The sequence below is a fragment of the Acidovorax sp. GW823-FHT01C06 genome (genome assembly GCF_058798375.1).
This window is the reverse complement of the sequence record NZ_JBXAKN010000001.1, coordinates 773393-789668: the sequence shown is the minus strand read 5'-3', so window position 1 is coordinate 789668 and position 16276 is coordinate 773393. Positions and strand designations below refer to the sequence as shown.

The 16276-nt window shown below is 66.7% G+C and carries 14 protein-coding genes; 9 read left to right on the top strand and 5 right to left on the bottom strand.

Translation table 11 applies throughout. The features are described 5' to 3' along the window. Positions 1 to 54: 54 nt before the first annotated feature. From AC1RCS_RS03575 to AC1RCS_RS03560, 4 genes are all read right to left on the bottom strand, one after another. The gene (locus AC1RCS_RS03575) at positions 55 to 1026 is read right to left on the bottom strand and encodes an amidohydrolase family protein (RefSeq protein WP_492244317.1); all 972 of its coding nucleotides are present in this window, start codon (positions 1024 to 1026) and stop codon (positions 55 to 57) included. Positions 1027 to 1229: 203 nt separating this feature from the next. Further along, positions 1230 to 1805 carry a bactofilin family protein gene (locus tag AC1RCS_RS03570; RefSeq protein WP_218293239.1) on the bottom strand — a complete coding sequence of 192 codons (576 nt, stop codon included), beginning with the start codon at positions 1803 to 1805 and terminating at the stop codon, positions 1230 to 1232. A 218-nt stretch (positions 1806 to 2023) separates the two neighbouring features. After that, on the bottom strand, positions 2024 to 2509 hold the full coding sequence (locus tag AC1RCS_RS03565; RefSeq protein ID WP_218293238.1) for a thioesterase family protein: 486 nt from the start codon (positions 2507 to 2509) through the stop codon (positions 2024 to 2026). A 108-nt stretch (positions 2510 to 2617) separates the two neighbouring features. Further along, a complete protein-coding gene (locus tag AC1RCS_RS03560; protein ID WP_218340475.1) occupies positions 2618 to 3415 on the bottom strand; it encodes a crotonase/enoyl-CoA hydratase family protein in 798 nt (265 codons plus the stop codon). A 217-nt stretch (positions 3416 to 3632) separates the two neighbouring features. Here AC1RCS_RS03560 and AC1RCS_RS03555 point away from each other — a divergent pair, with 217 nt between their 5' ends. The 7 genes from AC1RCS_RS03555 to AC1RCS_RS03525 all read left to right on the top strand — a co-directional run bounded on the left by AC1RCS_RS03555 (position 3633) and on the right by AC1RCS_RS03525 (position 11913). Continuing rightward, complete coding sequence (locus AC1RCS_RS03555) at positions 3633 to 4508, top strand: branched-chain amino acid ABC transporter permease (protein WP_492244316.1); 876 nt, start codon at positions 3633 to 3635, stop codon at positions 4506 to 4508. Positions 4509 to 4512: 4 nt separating this feature from the next. After that, positions 4513 to 5589, top strand: a complete 1077-nt coding sequence (locus AC1RCS_RS03550) for a branched-chain amino acid ABC transporter permease (RefSeq protein ID WP_492244315.1) — start codon at positions 4513 to 4515, stop codon at positions 5587 to 5589. A 186-nt stretch (positions 5590 to 5775) separates the two neighbouring features. Then, entirely contained in the window at positions 5776 to 6615 is an 840-nt protein-coding gene (locus tag AC1RCS_RS03545; protein WP_492244314.1) for an ABC transporter ATP-binding protein, read from the top strand. 61 nt (positions 6616 to 6676) lie between these two features. Beyond that, complete coding sequence (locus tag AC1RCS_RS03540; protein WP_218340477.1) at positions 6677 to 7495, top strand: ABC transporter ATP-binding protein; 819 nt, start codon at positions 6677 to 6679, stop codon at positions 7493 to 7495. A 7-nt stretch (positions 7496 to 7502) separates the two neighbouring features. Then, complete coding sequence (locus AC1RCS_RS03535) at positions 7503 to 9359, top strand: AMP-dependent synthetase/ligase (RefSeq protein ID WP_492244313.1); 1857 nt, start codon at positions 7503 to 7505, stop codon at positions 9357 to 9359. A gap of 96 nt (positions 9360 to 9455) precedes the next feature. Continuing rightward, complete coding sequence (locus tag AC1RCS_RS03530) at positions 9456 to 10622, top strand: ABC transporter substrate-binding protein (RefSeq protein ID WP_218340479.1); 1167 nt, start codon at positions 9456 to 9458, stop codon at positions 10620 to 10622. Between the two features lie 127 nt (positions 10623 to 10749). Further along, positions 10750 to 11913 carry an acyl-CoA dehydrogenase family protein gene (locus tag AC1RCS_RS03525; protein ID WP_492244312.1) on the top strand — a complete coding sequence of 388 codons (1164 nt, stop codon included), beginning with the start codon at positions 10750 to 10752 and terminating at the stop codon, positions 11911 to 11913. A 48-nt stretch (positions 11914 to 11961) separates the two neighbouring features. Here the strand turns inward: AC1RCS_RS03525 and AC1RCS_RS03520 are convergent, their stop codons facing one another. Next, a complete protein-coding gene (locus AC1RCS_RS03520; protein WP_225584958.1) occupies positions 11962 to 12264 on the bottom strand; it encodes a hypothetical protein in 303 nt (100 codons plus the stop codon). 186 nt (positions 12265 to 12450) lie between these two features. Here AC1RCS_RS03520 and AC1RCS_RS03515 point away from each other — a divergent pair, with 186 nt between their 5' ends. Then, a complete protein-coding gene (locus AC1RCS_RS03515; RefSeq protein ID WP_492244311.1) occupies positions 12451 to 13656 on the top strand; it encodes an acetyl-CoA C-acetyltransferase in 1206 nt (401 codons plus the stop codon). Between the two features lie 183 nt (positions 13657 to 13839). Further along, positions 13840 to 16011 carry a 3-hydroxyacyl-CoA dehydrogenase NAD-binding domain-containing protein gene (locus AC1RCS_RS03510; protein WP_492244310.1) on the top strand — a complete coding sequence of 724 codons (2172 nt, stop codon included), beginning with the start codon at positions 13840 to 13842 and terminating at the stop codon, positions 16009 to 16011. The last annotated feature ends 265 nt before the right edge of the window (positions 16012 to 16276 follow it).

The following is a 16276-nucleotide window of genomic DNA, read 5'->3' as shown; positions in this document are numbered from 1 at the left end:
GCACGGCCCGGCCTTTGCGCAGGCTTTCCGGGAAGGCCCGGACCGGCATGCGGCCTAGGGCTGCCCGAGCCCCACCAGCCGCATCAGCGTGCCCCGCGCCACCTGCTGGCGCGCGCCAGGCGACAGCTGGGCCAGGAAGCCCTGCACGCTCGCGTACTTCATGTCGTCGCTCGCGGCCGAGCGGTGGCTCGCATCCGTTCCCACCAGAAAGCGCCCGGGCTGCTCCTCGATGAGCGCCAGCCACTCGGGCCAGACGCGCGTGCCATCGCGCAGGATGGTGTAGTCCGGCGAGCGGGGATGGTGGGGCCAGGTGCGCGCACTCAGTTCGTAGTAGAGGTTGGGATGCCGCTCCAGCATGCGCCGCGCCAGGAACAGCGGCGTATAGCCCCCGTGCGCCCAGATCACGGGCACATCCGGGAACCGCTGCAAGAGCTGTGAAAGCTCCGCCATGCGCGTGCTTTCGACATGCACCATCACCGGCACCTTGTGCTTGCGGGCCAGCTCCAGGATGCCCGCCATCATCGGGCCGACCACGCCGAAGTCCGTCTCCGCGAAGCCGGCCGAGGGAAAGTGCGCCACCGAGATTTCGCCGATGCCCTTGTAGAGGCCGGTCGCCAGCATGGCGTCGAGCTGTGTGAGCAGTTCGACGCCGTTGTGCTCCCAGTGCGGCCGGTACGCCGTGCGTTCGGGCGATATCGAGGCGAACGGAATCAGCACGCCGGGGTGCTGGCGCGCGGCCTCGGCCACGGACTCATTGCTGCTGCGCCCGCCCCAGAACACCACCGCGTGGCTGGCCCCCCAGCGCGCCATGAGCTCCAGCTGCATCGGCAGGCTGTTGAGGTGCACATGGGCATCCACGAAGGGCGTGAGGGCGCCGGCCGGTGCGGGTGCCTGCGCGGGGCCGGGCGCGGCATCGCGCTGCACCGGCTGCCGCGTGGCGCGCCGCACGGGCTCGGACGGCTCGGCCTGCGGCCAGGCGTTGAGCGCAGCCAGGGCAAGGCACGTGGCAAATAGAACTCGTGTCATGGTGGCGATGGCGCGAAGAAAGCGCGCCCGGAGTGCAGGACGACGTGGAAATTTTACAAAGCCATTTCCATGCCGCCTTCTCCGCACCCGCGCCGCGCCGCCACCGGCACGCAGGACGGCACAAGGCACCCGTGACGGCTCCAGCCAGGCCGGGCTGCCGCGGGTGCCTGAATGCCCTGGTTATCTGTGTGCCGCGATGCGGATCAGGCCGCCATCGCCGTGGGCTCGGCCCGCAGCGGTGCAGACGCCGTGCGCTGCGCGCCGGACGACGACGCGCCGCTGGCAAAGCCCGCCTCGATCTCGCCCGCGAGCTGCCCGCCCTCTTCCACCACCAGCTTGCCGTAGCGGATCTTGCCGTTGACCTTGCCGGTGCTGTAGATCACGAGCTTCTGGCGCACGGTGAGCGTGCCATTGAACTCGCCATGGATTTCGGCGATGTCGATCTCGGCCGAGCCGCGGAAGGCGCCGTTTTCAGAGATCTGGATGACGCGCGAATCCATGGTGGCCTCGACCGTGCCTTCGACCACGAGCGTGTCGCAATCGGTGATCTCCACGCCCTTGAGCTTGATGTTGGGGCCCACCGTGAGCTTGCTGCCCGAGGAGTCGCTGGAAGACCGGTTGGCGGCGGTGCCGGCCACCGACTGCGCCGTGGCCGCGCTGCTGGCCGCCGTGCCACTCAGGCTGGAGGCGGCAGATGAGGATGATGAAGTGGTGGCGCCATGGCGGGGTTGGAACGACTCAGGTTCACGCTTGCCAAAGAAGGGATTTTGCACGGCCATCAGATCTCCTTGAAAAGAAGTCATCGTAGGTTTGGGGCCCTGTGAAAGATGCCTTCGTTACGCAAGAACGGTAACCAAACGGTTCGTCCGTAGCATGCGCTTGCAAGGCTTGCGGGATCACACATCCACGCGATGGGGCGCGGCAACGGCCGTGACCTCGCCCCCGTGTCCGAAGAGGGTGCGCGCGCAGCGCGTTGGCGGTGAAGCCGCTCAGGGCGCTACGACACGATGTACGCCGCGGCCCCCGCCGACATGATCTCCCCGTCCGGGCCGAGGAATTCCATGCGCGTGCTGGCCACGCGCGAGCCCAGCCGCAGCACGTTGGCGCGCAGCTCGAAGTGGCTGCCGATGCCGGGGCGCAGGTAGTCGATGCGCAGGTCGATGGTGCCCAGCTTGGCAAAGCGGTGCAGGCGCTGCTCGGGCGCCTCGTCCATGTGCTTGGCGCCGATGGCCGCCATCACGGCCAGCCCGCCCATGGCGTCCAGCCCCGCGCTGATCACGCCGCCGTGGATGCGGTTGTACGCATAGTGGCCCACCAGGTCCGGCTTCATGTCGATGCGGCCCACCACGCCATCGGGCTTGAGGGAGGTGATCTTGAGGCCCAGCACCTGGTTGAACACGATCTTCTCTTCAAAGATGGCCTTGAGCCCGGCAATGAAGTCGGGCTCGAAGGCTTGCGGGGGCGGTGTGGTGGATTTGCTCATGGGTTTCCTGGGGGAGTGCGCGCGGGCAGCTCGGGCCCACGAACGTCATTTGCTATATTTTATATAGCGCACTGCGCTTTCACGATAAGCGCTGGCGGCCATTTTCACTCAAAAATCACCATGGCGTCCCTGCCCGTCGGCGAACCGCGCCGCTCCCCGCAGGGCGTCGGCCAGGCACGCCCGGCCCCCCGCCCACTCGCGCAGCAGGGCCTCCTGCAGCGGCAGCCCTTCGGCCGCGAGCGCGCTGGCCCGGTCGGCGCGCAGCGTGGCCTGCGGGAATGCTGCGATCTCCCGCGCCAGCGCGAGCGACGCCTGCAGCGCCTGCCCCGGGGGCACCACGCGGTTGCACAGCCCCATGCGCAAGGCCTCCGCCGACCCGACCTTGCGGCCGGTGAGGATGAGGTCCAGCGCGTGCGACAGGCCCACCAGGCGGGGCAGGCGCACGGTTCCGCCATCGATCAGCGGCACGCCGAAGCGGCGGCAAAAGACACCGAAGTACGCGTCCTCCTCCATCACGCGCAGGTCGCACCACAGCGCCAGCTCCATGCCACCGGCCACGGCCGCGCCGCTGACCGCGGCGATCACCGGCTTGGTGAGGTGCAACCGGCTGGGGCCCATCGGCCCCAGCGGCAACGGGGTGTCGGCCGTGAAATCGAGCGATCCGGCCAGCGCCTCGGGCGCCACGCCCTGCGCCTGCAGCCGCGCCCCCGACTGCAGGTCCCAGCCCGCGCAGAAATGCCCGCCAGCGCCATGGAACACCGCCACGTCGGCCGCGCCGTCCTGCTCGAACGCCAGGAACGCGGCGTGGAGCGCTCGCGCGGTCGCCGCGTCCACGGCATTGCGCACGTCGGGGCGGTGCAGTGTCACCAGCGTGACACGGTCCTCGGTCTCTATCTGTACGGACATGGCGTTCTCTCAGAGGGTGTTGCGCGCCTTCCCCGACCCTGCCGGAGGGCGCCCCGGGGTGCGCCTATCGGACGCAACCCTTATTGCGCCCCGCCGCGCACTGCGTCAATATGCGCCGGGACCGATCAGGGTTAGCCCCGAGTGCGGGATGCGTCCGGCACAGGCACCATTATTTATGCAAAGCAATCGCTTTGTAAAAATATTCTGGAGCGCCAGGGTGCAATTCTTGCAACTGTTGATCAGCGGTATCTCCCAGGGGTGCATCTACGGCCTGATAGCGCTGGGCTTCGTGCTCATCTACAAGGCCACGGAGACCGTGAGCTTCGCCCAGGGCGAGCTGATGATGCTGGGCGCGTTCTGCGGCCTGGCGCTCATGACGGTGCTGGGCTTTCCCTTCTGGGTGGCGGTGCTCGCCAGCATCCTGGCCATGGGCCTTTTCGGCGTGGTGCTCGAACGCGCGGTGATCCGCCCCATCCTCGGCCAGCCCGCGTTCTCCGTCGTCATGCTCACCATCGGCATCGGCTACGTGCTGCGCGGGCTGGTCACCATGATTCCCAACATCGGCACCGACACCCACACGCTGCCCGTGCCCTACAAGGACCTGTCGTTCCGCCTGGGCGCGCTGGTGCTCAACGCCGAACAGCTGGTGGTGATCGGCGCCACGGCCGCGCTGTGCGTGCTGCTGTTCGCGATGTTCCGCTACAGCAAGCTGGGCATCGCGATGCAGGCCTCGTCGCAGAACCAGCTGGCCGCGTACTACATGGGCATCCCCGTGCAGCGGCTCAACGGCCTGGCCTGGGGCCTGGCCGCCGCCGTGGCCGCCGTGGCGGGGCTGCTGCTGGCGCCCATCACCTTCGTGCACGCCAACATGGGGCTGATCGGGCTGAAGGCGTTTCCCGCCGCCGTAGTGGGCGGCTTTGGCAGCCTGCCGGGCGCCATCGTGGGCGGGCTGGTGATCGGCATTGTCGAATCGCTCTCGGGTTTTTATCTGCCCGACGGCTTCAAGGACACGGCGGCGTACATCGTGGTGCTGATCATGTTGATGGTCAAACCGAATGGGCTGTTCGGCGAAAAGCTGCGCAAGAAGGTGTGACCCCATGAGATTCATCTTCAAGACCAGCTACGAACAAGACCTGCGCCTCGCCAAACATGGCGGGCATGTCTTCTGGTACAGCCTGCTGGCCGTAGGGCTGGTCGCAGCACCCTGGGTGGCGCCAGAGTATTGGCTGGCCCAGCTCACCTTTGTGCTGATCTACGCCATCGTGGGCCTGGGGCTCATGCTGCTGGCCGGGTTCACGGGCCTGTTCTCGCTGGGGCATGCGGCGTTCCTCGGCGTGGGGGCGTACACGCAGGCGGTGCTCACGGGCATGGGCTGGCCGTTCGCGCTGTCGCTGGCCTGCGCGGCGGGGCTGTCGGCCGCCGTGGGCGTGGTGGTGGGGCTGCCCGCGCTGCGCGTGAAGGGCATCTACCTGGGCATGGCCACGCTGTCGTTCGGTTTCATCGTCGAGGAGGTGTTCGCGCGGTGGGAGTCGGTCACCGGGGGCAACTCCGGCAAGCACCTGGTGCCGCCCGAGATCTGGGGCTTCAAGTTCGAATCCACCGAGTCCTTCTACTTCCTGTGCCTCGTGGTCGCCGTGGTCAGCACCCTGGCCATCCTGAACCTGCTGCGCTCGCCCACGGGCCGGGCCTTCGTGGCGATCCGTGATTCGGAGATCTCGGCGCAGAGCATGGGCATCCACCTCGCGCGCTACAAGACGCTGTCGTTCTCGATCTCGGCGGCCCTGGCCGGCATCGGTGGCGCGCTGTATGCGCACAAGCTGCAGTTCATCTCGCCGGACCAGTTCAACATCCTGCAGTCCATCGACCTGCTGCTGATGATCGTGATCGGCGGCCTGGGCTCGGTGCACGGCGCGTTCCTGGGCGCGATCTTCCTGATCTCGATGCCCCAGCTGATCTCGCTCAGCAAGGACTGGCTGCCCGCCGCCGTGGGCCAGGCGCCGGGCCTGCAGGCGGTGGTCTATGGCGCGGTCCTGATCGCCTTCGTGCTGTTCGAGCCCATGGGGCTGTACGGCCGCTGGCTCAAGGTGCGCACCTGGCTGCAGATGTTCCCGTTCTACCGCAAGGGCCTGTTCAAGCGGCAGAAGTCCTTCCAGAAGTCGGACAGGCTGAGATGAAGCACCCCCTGAGTCGCTTCGCGCCTTCCCCCTCTCTCGACCCGCTGCGCGATTCGGGAGGGGAACGCCCCCAGCGCGGTGGGGCGGCCCTTGCGCGGGGGCACTGGCCTCGGTCACGCCAGTCGCAAAGGCAGCGAGCGGCATTCAGCGCAATGGACCAGTGAAATGACCCCAATTGCTGTACCCATGACTGACGACATCTTGCTCAGCGCCCAGAACCTCAGCGTGCGCTTTGGCGGCGTGCTGGCGGTCAAGAACGTGAGCTTCGACGTGCGCCGGGGCGAGGTGTTCACCCTCATCGGCCCCAACGGCGCGGGCAAGACCACGGTGTTCAACCTCATCAGCCGCATCTACACGCCCACCACCGGCACCATCGCCTACGCGGGCCCGGGCGGCGCGATGCTGCCGCTCACCGACCAGCCGCCGCACAAGGTGGCGGGCCTGGGGATAGCGCGCACCTTCCAGAACATCGAGCTCTTCGAGCACGCGAGCGTGCTGCACAACCTGCTGATCGGCCGCCACACGCGGCGCGAGACCGGCCTGTGGGCCGACATGCTGTTCACCCGCAAGGTGCGCGACGCCGAGGTGCGAGCCCGCGAGAAGGCCGAGCAGGTCATCGACTTTCTCGACCTGCAGCATTACCGCGACACGCTGGTGGCCGGCCTGCCCTACGGCGTTCGCAAGGTGGTGGAGCTGGCCCGCGCGCTGTGCACCGAGCCGCAGCTGCTGCTGCTCGACGAACCCTCGTCGGGCCTGAACGTGGAGGAGACCGACGACATGGCCTTCTGGATCCAGGACATCCAGCACGAGCTGGGCATCACCGTGCTGATGGTGGAGCACGACATGTCACTGGTCTCCAAGGTGTCCGACCGCGTGCTGGCGATGAACCAGGGCGAGGTCGTGGCCATGGGCACGCCGCGCGAGGTGCAGTCGCATCCCGGCGTGATCGAGGCCTACCTGGGCACCATCGACGATGTGAGCAACCTGCGCCGCCCGACGGGTTCCCACCTGGGGGTCCGGGCATGAGCGCCGCGCCGGGCCGCCCCCAGCAAGCTCGCACCGCAGTGCGCAGCACGGAGGTTTCCGAATGAGCGCCGTACTTGCCGCCGTCAACACACCAGCCGCCGCGGCGGCCGACCAACCTCTGCTGCGCCTGCAGAATGTGGAAAGCGCCTACGGCCCCATCAAGGCCATCCGCGGCGTGAGCCTGCAGGTGCGGCGCGGCGAGATCGCCGCCGTGCTGGGCAGCAACGGCGCGGGCAAGACCACCATCCTGAAGACCATCAGCGGCATCATCGACCCGCGCAAGGGCTCCATCGAATTCCAGGGCGCCGACATCACCGCCAACGACCCGGCGGCCATCGTGCGCCGGGGCCTCATGCATGTGCCCGAGGGGCGCGAGGTGTTCGCGCTGCTGTCGGTGCGCGACAACCTGCTCATGGGCGCCTACACCCGCGGCGACGCCGACGCGGTGGCGCGCGACATCGAAACCGTGTACGGCTACTTCCCCATCCTGAAGGAACGCGCCGCGCAGGACGCGGGCCTGCTCTCGGGCGGGCAGCAGCAGATGCTGGCCATCTCGCGCGCGCTCATGGCCAACCCCGAACTCATCCTGCTCGACGAGCCCAGCCTGGGCCTGTCCCCGAAGCTCACCAAGGAGATCTTCGAGATCGTGGTGCGCATCAACCGCGAGCGCGGCACCACCATCCTGCTGGTCGAGCAGAACGCCAACATGGCGCTCAACGCATCGGACTACGGCTACGTGCTGGAGAACGGCCGCATCGTGATGGAGGACAGCTGCGAGCGCCTGCGCGAGAAGGACGACATCAAGGAGTTCTACCTGGGCATGAAGGATGTCGGCGTGCGGGGTGAGCGGCGGTGGAAGAAGAAAAAGACCTGGCGGTGAGGACTACATGAGCAATCTCTGGGACCTCGATCACATCCAGCCCGCCGGCACCGACGTGCTGGCCGGCAGCACCATCTCGGCCATGTTCTGGAACGCCGTGGCCGAGCGCGGCCCGCGCGTGTGGATGCGCCAGAAGGAAATGGGGATCTGGAAGAGCTGGACCTGGGACCAGACCGCCGAGGCCGTGCGCGAGATCGCGGGCGGACTCATGTCGCTGGGGTTTGCGCGCGGCGACTGCGCCTCCATCCTGTCGAGCACCAACATCGAATGGGTGCTGGCCGACCTGGCCGTGCTCAGCTGCGGCGGCGTGTCCAACGGCATCTACCCCACCGACGCGGCCGCCCAGGTGCACTACCTGAGCGAAGACTCCAGCACCAGCGTGCTGTTCGTCGAAGACGATGAGCAGCTCGACAAGGCACTGGAGGTGCGCGCCAACCTGCCGCTGCTGCGCAAGATCGTCGTCTTCGACATGGAGGGCCTGCGCGGCCTTCAGGACCCGGGCGTCATCAGCCTGGATGCGCTGCGCGACATGGGCCGCGCCTGGAACCAGCAGAACCCCGACGCGCTCATGCGCCGGGTACAGGCCTGCCAGCCCGAGGACGTGGCCATTCTCGTCTACACCTCGGGCACCACCGGCAAGCCCAAGGGCGCGATGCACACGCACGCCGCGCTCACCTACACGGTGCGCGGCTACAACACGCTGATATCGCGCACCGAAGACGACGAGGCCATGTGCTTCCTGCCGCTGTGCCACATCGCCGAGCGCATGGGCGGCGAGTACTTCTCGCTGTACACCGGCTCGCGCCTGAACTTCGTCGAGAACCCCGACACCGTGCCCGAGAACGTGCGCGAAATCGCGCCCACGGTGTTCACCGCCGTGCCGCGCGTGTGGGAGAAGTTCTATTCGGGCGTGATGATCGCGCTCAAGGAATCCACGCGCCTGCAGCAGGCGGCCTATGCCTGGTCGATTGGCGTGGGCACCCGCATTGCAGACCGTGTGCTGGCGGGCCAGCCGGTAGGGGGACTGCTGAAGGCGCAGTTCATGCTGGCGCGCATTCTGGCGCTGAACAACGTGCGCAAGCTCATCGGCATCCACCGCGCGCGCTTCCTCGTCACGGGCGCAGCGCCCATCTCGCCCGAACTGGTGAAGTGGTACCTGGCCCTGGGCGTGCCCATGCTGGAGGTGTGGGGCATGACGGAGACCTGCGGCGCCGCCACCGGCGTGCCCGCCAGCCGCATCAAGCCCGGCTCCATCGGCCCGGCGGCCAGCTACAACGAGGTGCGCATCGACCCCGCCACGGGCGAGATCCTGGTGCGCGGCCCCAATGTGTTCAAGGGCTACCTCAACCTGCCCGAAAAGACGGCCGAGACCATCGACGCCGACGGCTGGCTGCACACGGGCGACGTGGGCACCATCGACGCCGACGGCTACCTGCGCATCACCGACCGCATGAAGGACATCATCATCACGGCCGGGGGCAAGAACATCACGCCCAGCGAGCTGGAGAACGAGCTCAAGTTCAGCCCCTACGTGACGGACGCCGTCGTGATCGGCGACAAGCTCTCCTACCTCACGGTGATCATCATGATCGACCAGGAGAACGTGGAGAAATATGCGCAGGACAATGACGTGCCCTTCAGCAACTACGCCAGCCTGACCCGCGCCCGCGAGGTGCAGGACCTGATCCAGGCCGAGATCGACCGCGTGAACACCCGGTTCGCCCGCGTGGAGCAGATCAAGAAGTTCTTCCTGCTCGACACGCAGCTCACCGCCGAGGACGAGGAGCTCACGCCCACCATGAAGCTCAAGCGCAAGCTGGTGCAGCAGAAGTACGCGCCCCAGATTGACGCCATGTACCGCTAGGCAGCCTGCGCCAGGTGGCGCGCGGCATAGGGAAAGTGCTGGTGCCCCACCCTGGGCATCGTTCTATAACGACTGATCCATTCAAGGAGACGTGCCATGAAACTTCATCACATTGCCGCGCTGGCCATCGTGGCCATGGCCGCAGGTGCTGCGCAGGCGCAGCCCAGCCAGGGCGTGAGCAAGGACACCATCACCCTGGGCTCCATCCAGGACCTGTCCGGCCCGCTGGCGGGCTTTGGCAAGCAGGTGCGGCTGGGCATGATGCTGCGCGTGGACGAGGCCAACGAGCAAGGCGGCGTCAACGGCCGCAAGCTCGACCTGAAGGTGGAAGACTCGGGCTACGACCCCAAGAAAGCCGTGCTGGCCGCGCAGAAGCTCGTGAACCAGGACAAGATCTTCATGATGGTGGCGCACATCGGCACGGCACAGAACCTGGCCGCCATGCCGGTGCAGTTCAGCAAGAACGTGATCAACTTCTTCCCGGTCACCGCCGCGCGCGAGATGTACGAGCCCTTCCACAAGCTCAAGTATTCGTTCGCCGCCACCTACTACGACCAGATCCGCCTGGCCGCACCCAAGCTCATCAAGGAAAAAGGCGCCAAGAAGGTCTGCACCATCTACCAGGACGATGAGTTCGGCCTGGAGGTGATGCGTGGCGGCGAGGCGGCGCTCAAGTCCCTGGGTATGGAGTTCACCGAGAAGACGTCGTACAAACGCGGCGCCACCGACTTCTCGTCGCAGGTCGCCAAGATGAAGTCGTCGGACTGCGACTTCGTGATACTGGGCACCATCATCCGCGAGACCATCGGCACCATCGGCGAGTCGCGCAAAACGGGCTTCAACCCCACGTTCCTGGGCTCCAGCGCCGCGTACACCGACCTCATCCACAAGCTGGGCGGCAAGCCCATGGACGGCCTGTACGCCACCATGACGGTGCAGCACCCCTACCTGGACGAGGCCAGCCAGCCCATCCGCTTCTGGGCCAACAAGTACAAGACCAAGTTCAACGAAGACCCCACGGTGTTCTCGGTCTACGGCTACGGGGCGGTGGATGCCTTCATCAAGGCAGCCCAGAAGGCAGGCACCAGCCTTACCACCGACAGCTTCATCAAGGCCATGGACACCATGGTGATCCCGCCCGACATGTTCGGCAGCGCCGAGGCCACCTACGGCCCGCAAAAGCGCCTGGGCAGCGATCTTTCGCGCCTGTCGCAGATCACCGATGGCAAGTGGAAGGTGGTGTCCGACTACGTCAAGCCATGAGGGCCTGACCACCCGCTCCCAAGCCGCCTTCGGGCGGCTTTTGTGTTTCAGGGGATGCGCTCGGCCCCAGTCGGTGGCAGAATTTAACCAAGCAGTAACTTTGCATAAATAGACCGAATCCACCGCCATGATCGAACGCACCCTCTTCCAGCCCGACCACCAGGCCTTTGCCGACAGCTTTCGCCGGTTCATCGACAAGGAGGTGGCGCCCCACCACGCCGACTGGGAAGACCAGGGCTACGTGGCGCGCGAGGTGTGGAGCCAGGCGGGCGCCAACGGCTTTCTGTGCATGAGCCTGCCCGAGGAATACGGCGGCGCCGGGGCCGACAAGCTCTACTCCGTGGCGCAGATGGAAGAGCTGGCGCGCGCCGGCACCACGGGCATCGGCTTCGGGCTGCACAGCGAGATCGTGGCGCCCTACATCCTGCACTACGGCACCGAGGAGCAAAAGCGCCGCTACCTGCCACAGATGGCCAGCGGCGCCATGGTAGGCGCCATCGCCATGAGCGAGCCCGCCGCGGGCAGCGACCTGCAGGGCATCAAGACCACCGCCATGAAAAGCGCCGATGGATCGCACTATGTGCTCAACGGCAGCAAGACCTTCATCACCAACGGCTGGCATGCCGATCTGGTGATCGTGGTCGCCAAGACCGACCCGGCGGCCGGGGCCAAGGGCACCAGCCTCTTCCTGGTGGAGCGCGGCATGCCCGGTTTTGAAAAAGGCCAGCGCCTCAAGAAGATGGGCATGAAGGCGCAGGACACCTCCGAGCTGTTCTTCACCGACGTGAAGGTGCCCGCCGCCAACCTGCTGGGCAGCCCCGCCATGGAAGGGCGCGGCTTCATCTGCCTGATGGAGCAGCTGCCGTGGGAGCGCCTGCAGATCGCCATCACCGCCGTGGCGTCCGCGCAGGCCGCCATCGACTGGACGGTGGACTATGTCAAGCAGCGCAAGGTCTTCGGCCAGAGCGTGGCCGCCTTCCAGAACACCCGCCACACCCTGGCCGAGCTGCAGACCCAGGTGCAGGTGGCCCGCGTGTTCGTGGACAAGTGCTGCGAGCTGATCACGCGCGACCAGCTCGACACCGATACCGCCAGCATGGCCAAGTACTGGACCACCGACCTGCAGTGCAAGGTGATGGACGAATGCGTGCAGCTCTTCGGCGGCTACGGCTACATGTGGGAATACCCCATCACCCGCGCCTACGCCGATGCGCGCGTGCAGCGCATCTACGGCGGCACGAACGAGATCATGAAAGAAGTGATTGCGCGCGCCATGGGCCTGGGCAAATAGCACCATGACCAGCGCCACGGACTGCGCCGCGACGGGCGCCCAACACCGTCACAGGTACCAGGCGGCGCGGGCTTCCTCGGGGCTGAGCGGCGCGCCGGGGCGGCGGTCGGTGACATTCAACCAGGAGCGGACACCCTGGCTGCCGCTCAGGGCACGCATCAGCAGCAAACCCGCGCCGATGCCGCGAATGGCTGCCGAGCTGCGGCTGGGTGCCATGAAGGCCGCCACCGCCAGCGCGCTGGATGCGGCCAGTACCACATGGTGTTCCAGCGCAAACCCATCGCGCGTGTCGTCGTATTCCACAGCGCCACGGACCATGCGCTGCAATGCAGAGGATGTATTTCGTTTCATAGCCAAAAATGAGAGAGCAACCGCAGAAAGATAGTGCAAAAACCACCGCACGCGCGTCAGAAAGCGCGCTGTTGTGGTGTGCGCCGCCGAGGCACCGCTCGCTGCCGACCCGCATGGGGCGCGCCTCCCAAGCGCCTGCCCGATCACCCAGCGAGCTTCCAGTTTAAAGACCACCGGAGACCATTCATGACCGAAGCCTATGTATTCGACGCGCTGCGCACCCCGCGCGGCAAGGGCAAGAAGGACGGCACCCTGCACGAGGTCAAGCCCATCGACCTGCTCACCGGCTTACTGATCGAGCTGCAGGCGCGCCACCGCTTTGATACGGCAGCGGTGGACGACGTGGTCATGGGCATCGTCTCGCCCGTGGGCGAACAGGGTTCGGTGCTGCCCAAAGTGGCCGCGCTCAAGGCCGGGTGGGACTTTCGATGCGCGGGTGTGCAGGTCAACCGCTTCTGCGCATCGGGCCTCGAAGCGGTGAACCTGGCCGCGCAGAAAGTGCGCAGCGGCTGGGAGGATTTGGTGGTGGCGGGCGGCGTGGAGAGCATGAGCCGCGTGCCCATCGGCTCCGACGGCGGCGCCTGGGCGCAAGACCCCGCCACCAATTCGGAAACCCTGTTCGTGCCCCAGGGCATCGGCGCCGACCTGATCGCCACGCTGGATGGCTACACCCGCGCCGACGTGGATGCCTTCGCCCTCGAATCGCAGCGCCGCGCCACCGCAGCGCGCGCAGCGGGCTACTTCAAGAACTCGGTCGTGCCCGTGCGCGATTTCATCGGCCAGACCATCCTGGCCGAGGACGAATTCATCAAGCCCAAGACGACCCTTGAAGGTCTGGGGGCGCTCAAACCTTCGTTCGAGCAACTGGGCGGCATGGGTTTCGACGCCGTGGCGCTGCAGCGCTACCCGCAGGTGGAGCGTATCCACCACGTGCACCACGCGGGCAACTCGTCGGGCATCGTGGATGGCGCCGCCGCCGTGCTCATCGGCAACGAGGCCGCCGCCAAGGCCCATGGCCTGACGCCCCGCGCGCGCATCGTGGCCACGGCGCTGAGCGGCGCCGACCCCACCATCATGCTCACCGGCCCCGTGCCCGCCGCCAAGAAGGCGCTGGCCCGCGCGGGCATGACCATCGACCAGATCGACCTGTTCGAAGTGAACGAGGCCTTCGCCGCCGTGCCCATGCGCTTCATGCGCGAGCTGGGCGTGCCGCACGACAAGGTCAACGTGAACGGCGGTGCCATCGCCATGGGCCACCCGCTGGGCGCCACGGGCGCGATGATCCTCGGCACCCTGATTGACGAACTGCACCGCCGGGGCCAGCGCTATGGCCTGGCCACGCTGTGCGTGGGCGGAGGCATGGGCATCGCCACCATCGTTGAACGCGTATGAGGAACAACCCCCTGAGCGGCTGCGCCGCTTCCCCCTTCTCTCATCGCTGCGCGATGGGAAGGGGGACGACGCCACTGGCCTGGCAAAGCCAGTTCCACGGCGTCCGCTGGCCTCGGCCACGCTTCATCCAAGGCCGCGCCCCATAGCTGCGCCATGGCGCATTACCGATTCGGAGACATCAGCATGCAAACCATCCGCTACGAACTCATCCCCGCCCAGGGCACCGAAGGCCAGGTCGCCGTCATCACGTTTGACGAAGCCAACTCCCCCGTCAACACCATGTGCCGCCAGTGGCAGCAAGAGCTGGGCGAGGTCACCGCCCAGGTGGTGGCAGACCGGGAGCGCCTGGGCGCCGCGCTCAAAGGCATCGTGCTCGCATCCGCCAAGACCAGCTTCTTTGCGGGCGCCGACCTCAAGGCCACCATGCGCCTGACGCCCGCCGATGCACCCGCCGTGTTTGGCGAGATCGAGCGCATGAAGAAGCACTTCCGCACGCTCGAAACCTTGGGGCTGCCGGTGGTGGCCTGCCTCAACGGCGCCGCGCTGGGCGGCGGGTGGGAGGTGGCCCTGATTGCCCACTACCGCATCGCCGTGGCCGGCCCCAAGATCCAGTTCGGCCTGCCCGAGGTCACGCTGGGCCTGATGCCCGGCGCCACCGGCGTGACCAAGATGACGCGCCTGCTGGGCCTGATGGGCGCGCAGCCCTTCATCCTGGAGGGCAAGCTCTTCAACCCCGCCGAGGCGCTGGAGCTGCAACTGGTACATGAACTGGTGGCTACCCGCGATCAGCTGCTGCCCGCCGCCCTGGCCCACATTGCCACCCACCCGCACGCCGTGCAGCCGTGGGACGACAAGAACTACAAAATGCCCGGCGGCACGCCCGCCAACCCCAAGCTCGCAGGCGCCCTCACCGTCGCGCCCGCCATGCTCAAGAAGACCACACGCGGCCGCTACCCCGCGCCCGAGGCTGCCTTGGCCGCCATGGTCGAAGGCGCCATGGTGGACTACGACACCGCCCTGCGCATCGAAAGCCGCTACCTCGCCCGCCTGATGACCGGCCCCGTGGCGCGCAACATGATCAACACGTTCTTCTTCGACATGAACGCGATCAAGAGCGGCAAGTCGCGCCCCGGCACCACGCCACGCTACAAGCCCCAAAAGGTCGGCATCCTGGGCGCCGGCATGATGGGCGCGGGCATCGCCTGGGCTCAGGCCAGCCGGGGGATCGCCACCGTGCTCAAGGACGTGAGCGCCGAGAAGGCCGAGGCCGGCAAGGCCTACAGCGCCAAGCTCACGCAAGCCCGCGTGGACAAAGGCCGCATGACGGCCGAGGCGCAGCAAACGCTGCTCTCGCGCATCACGCCCACCGCCAGCGCGGCCGACCTGGCGGGCTGCGACCTCATCATCGAAGCCGTGTTTGAAAGCCGCGACCTCAAGGCCAAAGTCACACAAGAGGCCGAGCCGCAGCTGGCGCCCGGCGGCTTCTTTGCCAGCAACACCTCCACCCTGCCCATCAGCGGCCTGGCCACGGCCAGCAGCCGGCCCGAGAAGTTTGTCGGCATCCACTTCTTCAGCCCCGTGGACAAGATGAAGCTGGTGGAGATCATCCGCGGCAAACAGACGGACGACGAGACCGTGGCCCGCGCTTTCGACTATGTGCAGGCCCTGGGCAAGGTGCCCATCGTGGTCAACGACTCACGCGGCTTCTACACCAGCCGCACCTTCGGCACCTTTGTGATGGAAGGCGCCGCCATGCTGGGCGAAGGCATCCCCGCCGCCGCGATTGAAAACGCCGCCATGCAGGCCGGCCTGCCCGTGGGCCCGCTGGCCGTGCTGGACGAAACCGCGCTGACCCTGAGCGTGCACGTGCTGGACCAGACCCGCGCCGACTACGCGGCCGAAGGAAAAACCTACACCGCCACACCCGGCGAGCTGCTGGTGGAGCGCATGGTCAAGGAACTGAAGCGCCCCGGCCGCGCGGGAGGCGGCGGCTTTTATGACTACCCCGCAGGCGCCAGGAAGCACCTGTGGCCGGAATTGAAACCGCTGTTCGAAAAGCCCGGCGTGGAATGGAGCGTGCAGGAGATCCAGGACCGGCTGCTCTACCGCCAGGCCATCGAGACCGCCCGCTGCCTGGCCGAGGGCGTGTTGACCAGCGTGCACGACGCGAACATCGGGTCGATCTTTGGGATTGGGTTTCCGGCGTGGACGGGCGGGGCGATGCAGTTCATTTATGGAACCGGGGTGGAGGCATTCCTTCAGCGTGCCGATGAACTGGCGGCGAAGTACGGGGCAGGGTTTGTTTTGGAAGCAAAAGTCCGAGATGTCATTCGAGATTTTCAGCCGACCTATTGACTGACCATAGTTCAGTCAAACCGGATAGCTAAAGGAGCTCGCTTCTGGCACACCCAGCGCATCCCCGACCAGCTGCCATATCTGCTGATTCGGTGTTGTGGAGAACACAAACCACAGCTCTACGATGCGCAGAGCTGGAAGCATCAAATCTTCCAGCGAGAAGCGTCCTTCCCTATTGAGACAGATCGCCACAACCAAATCGTCACCAGAATACTTGCTCAGTCCATCGACCCAACGCCTGGACTGTTGCGCTTGCGTTCAAATG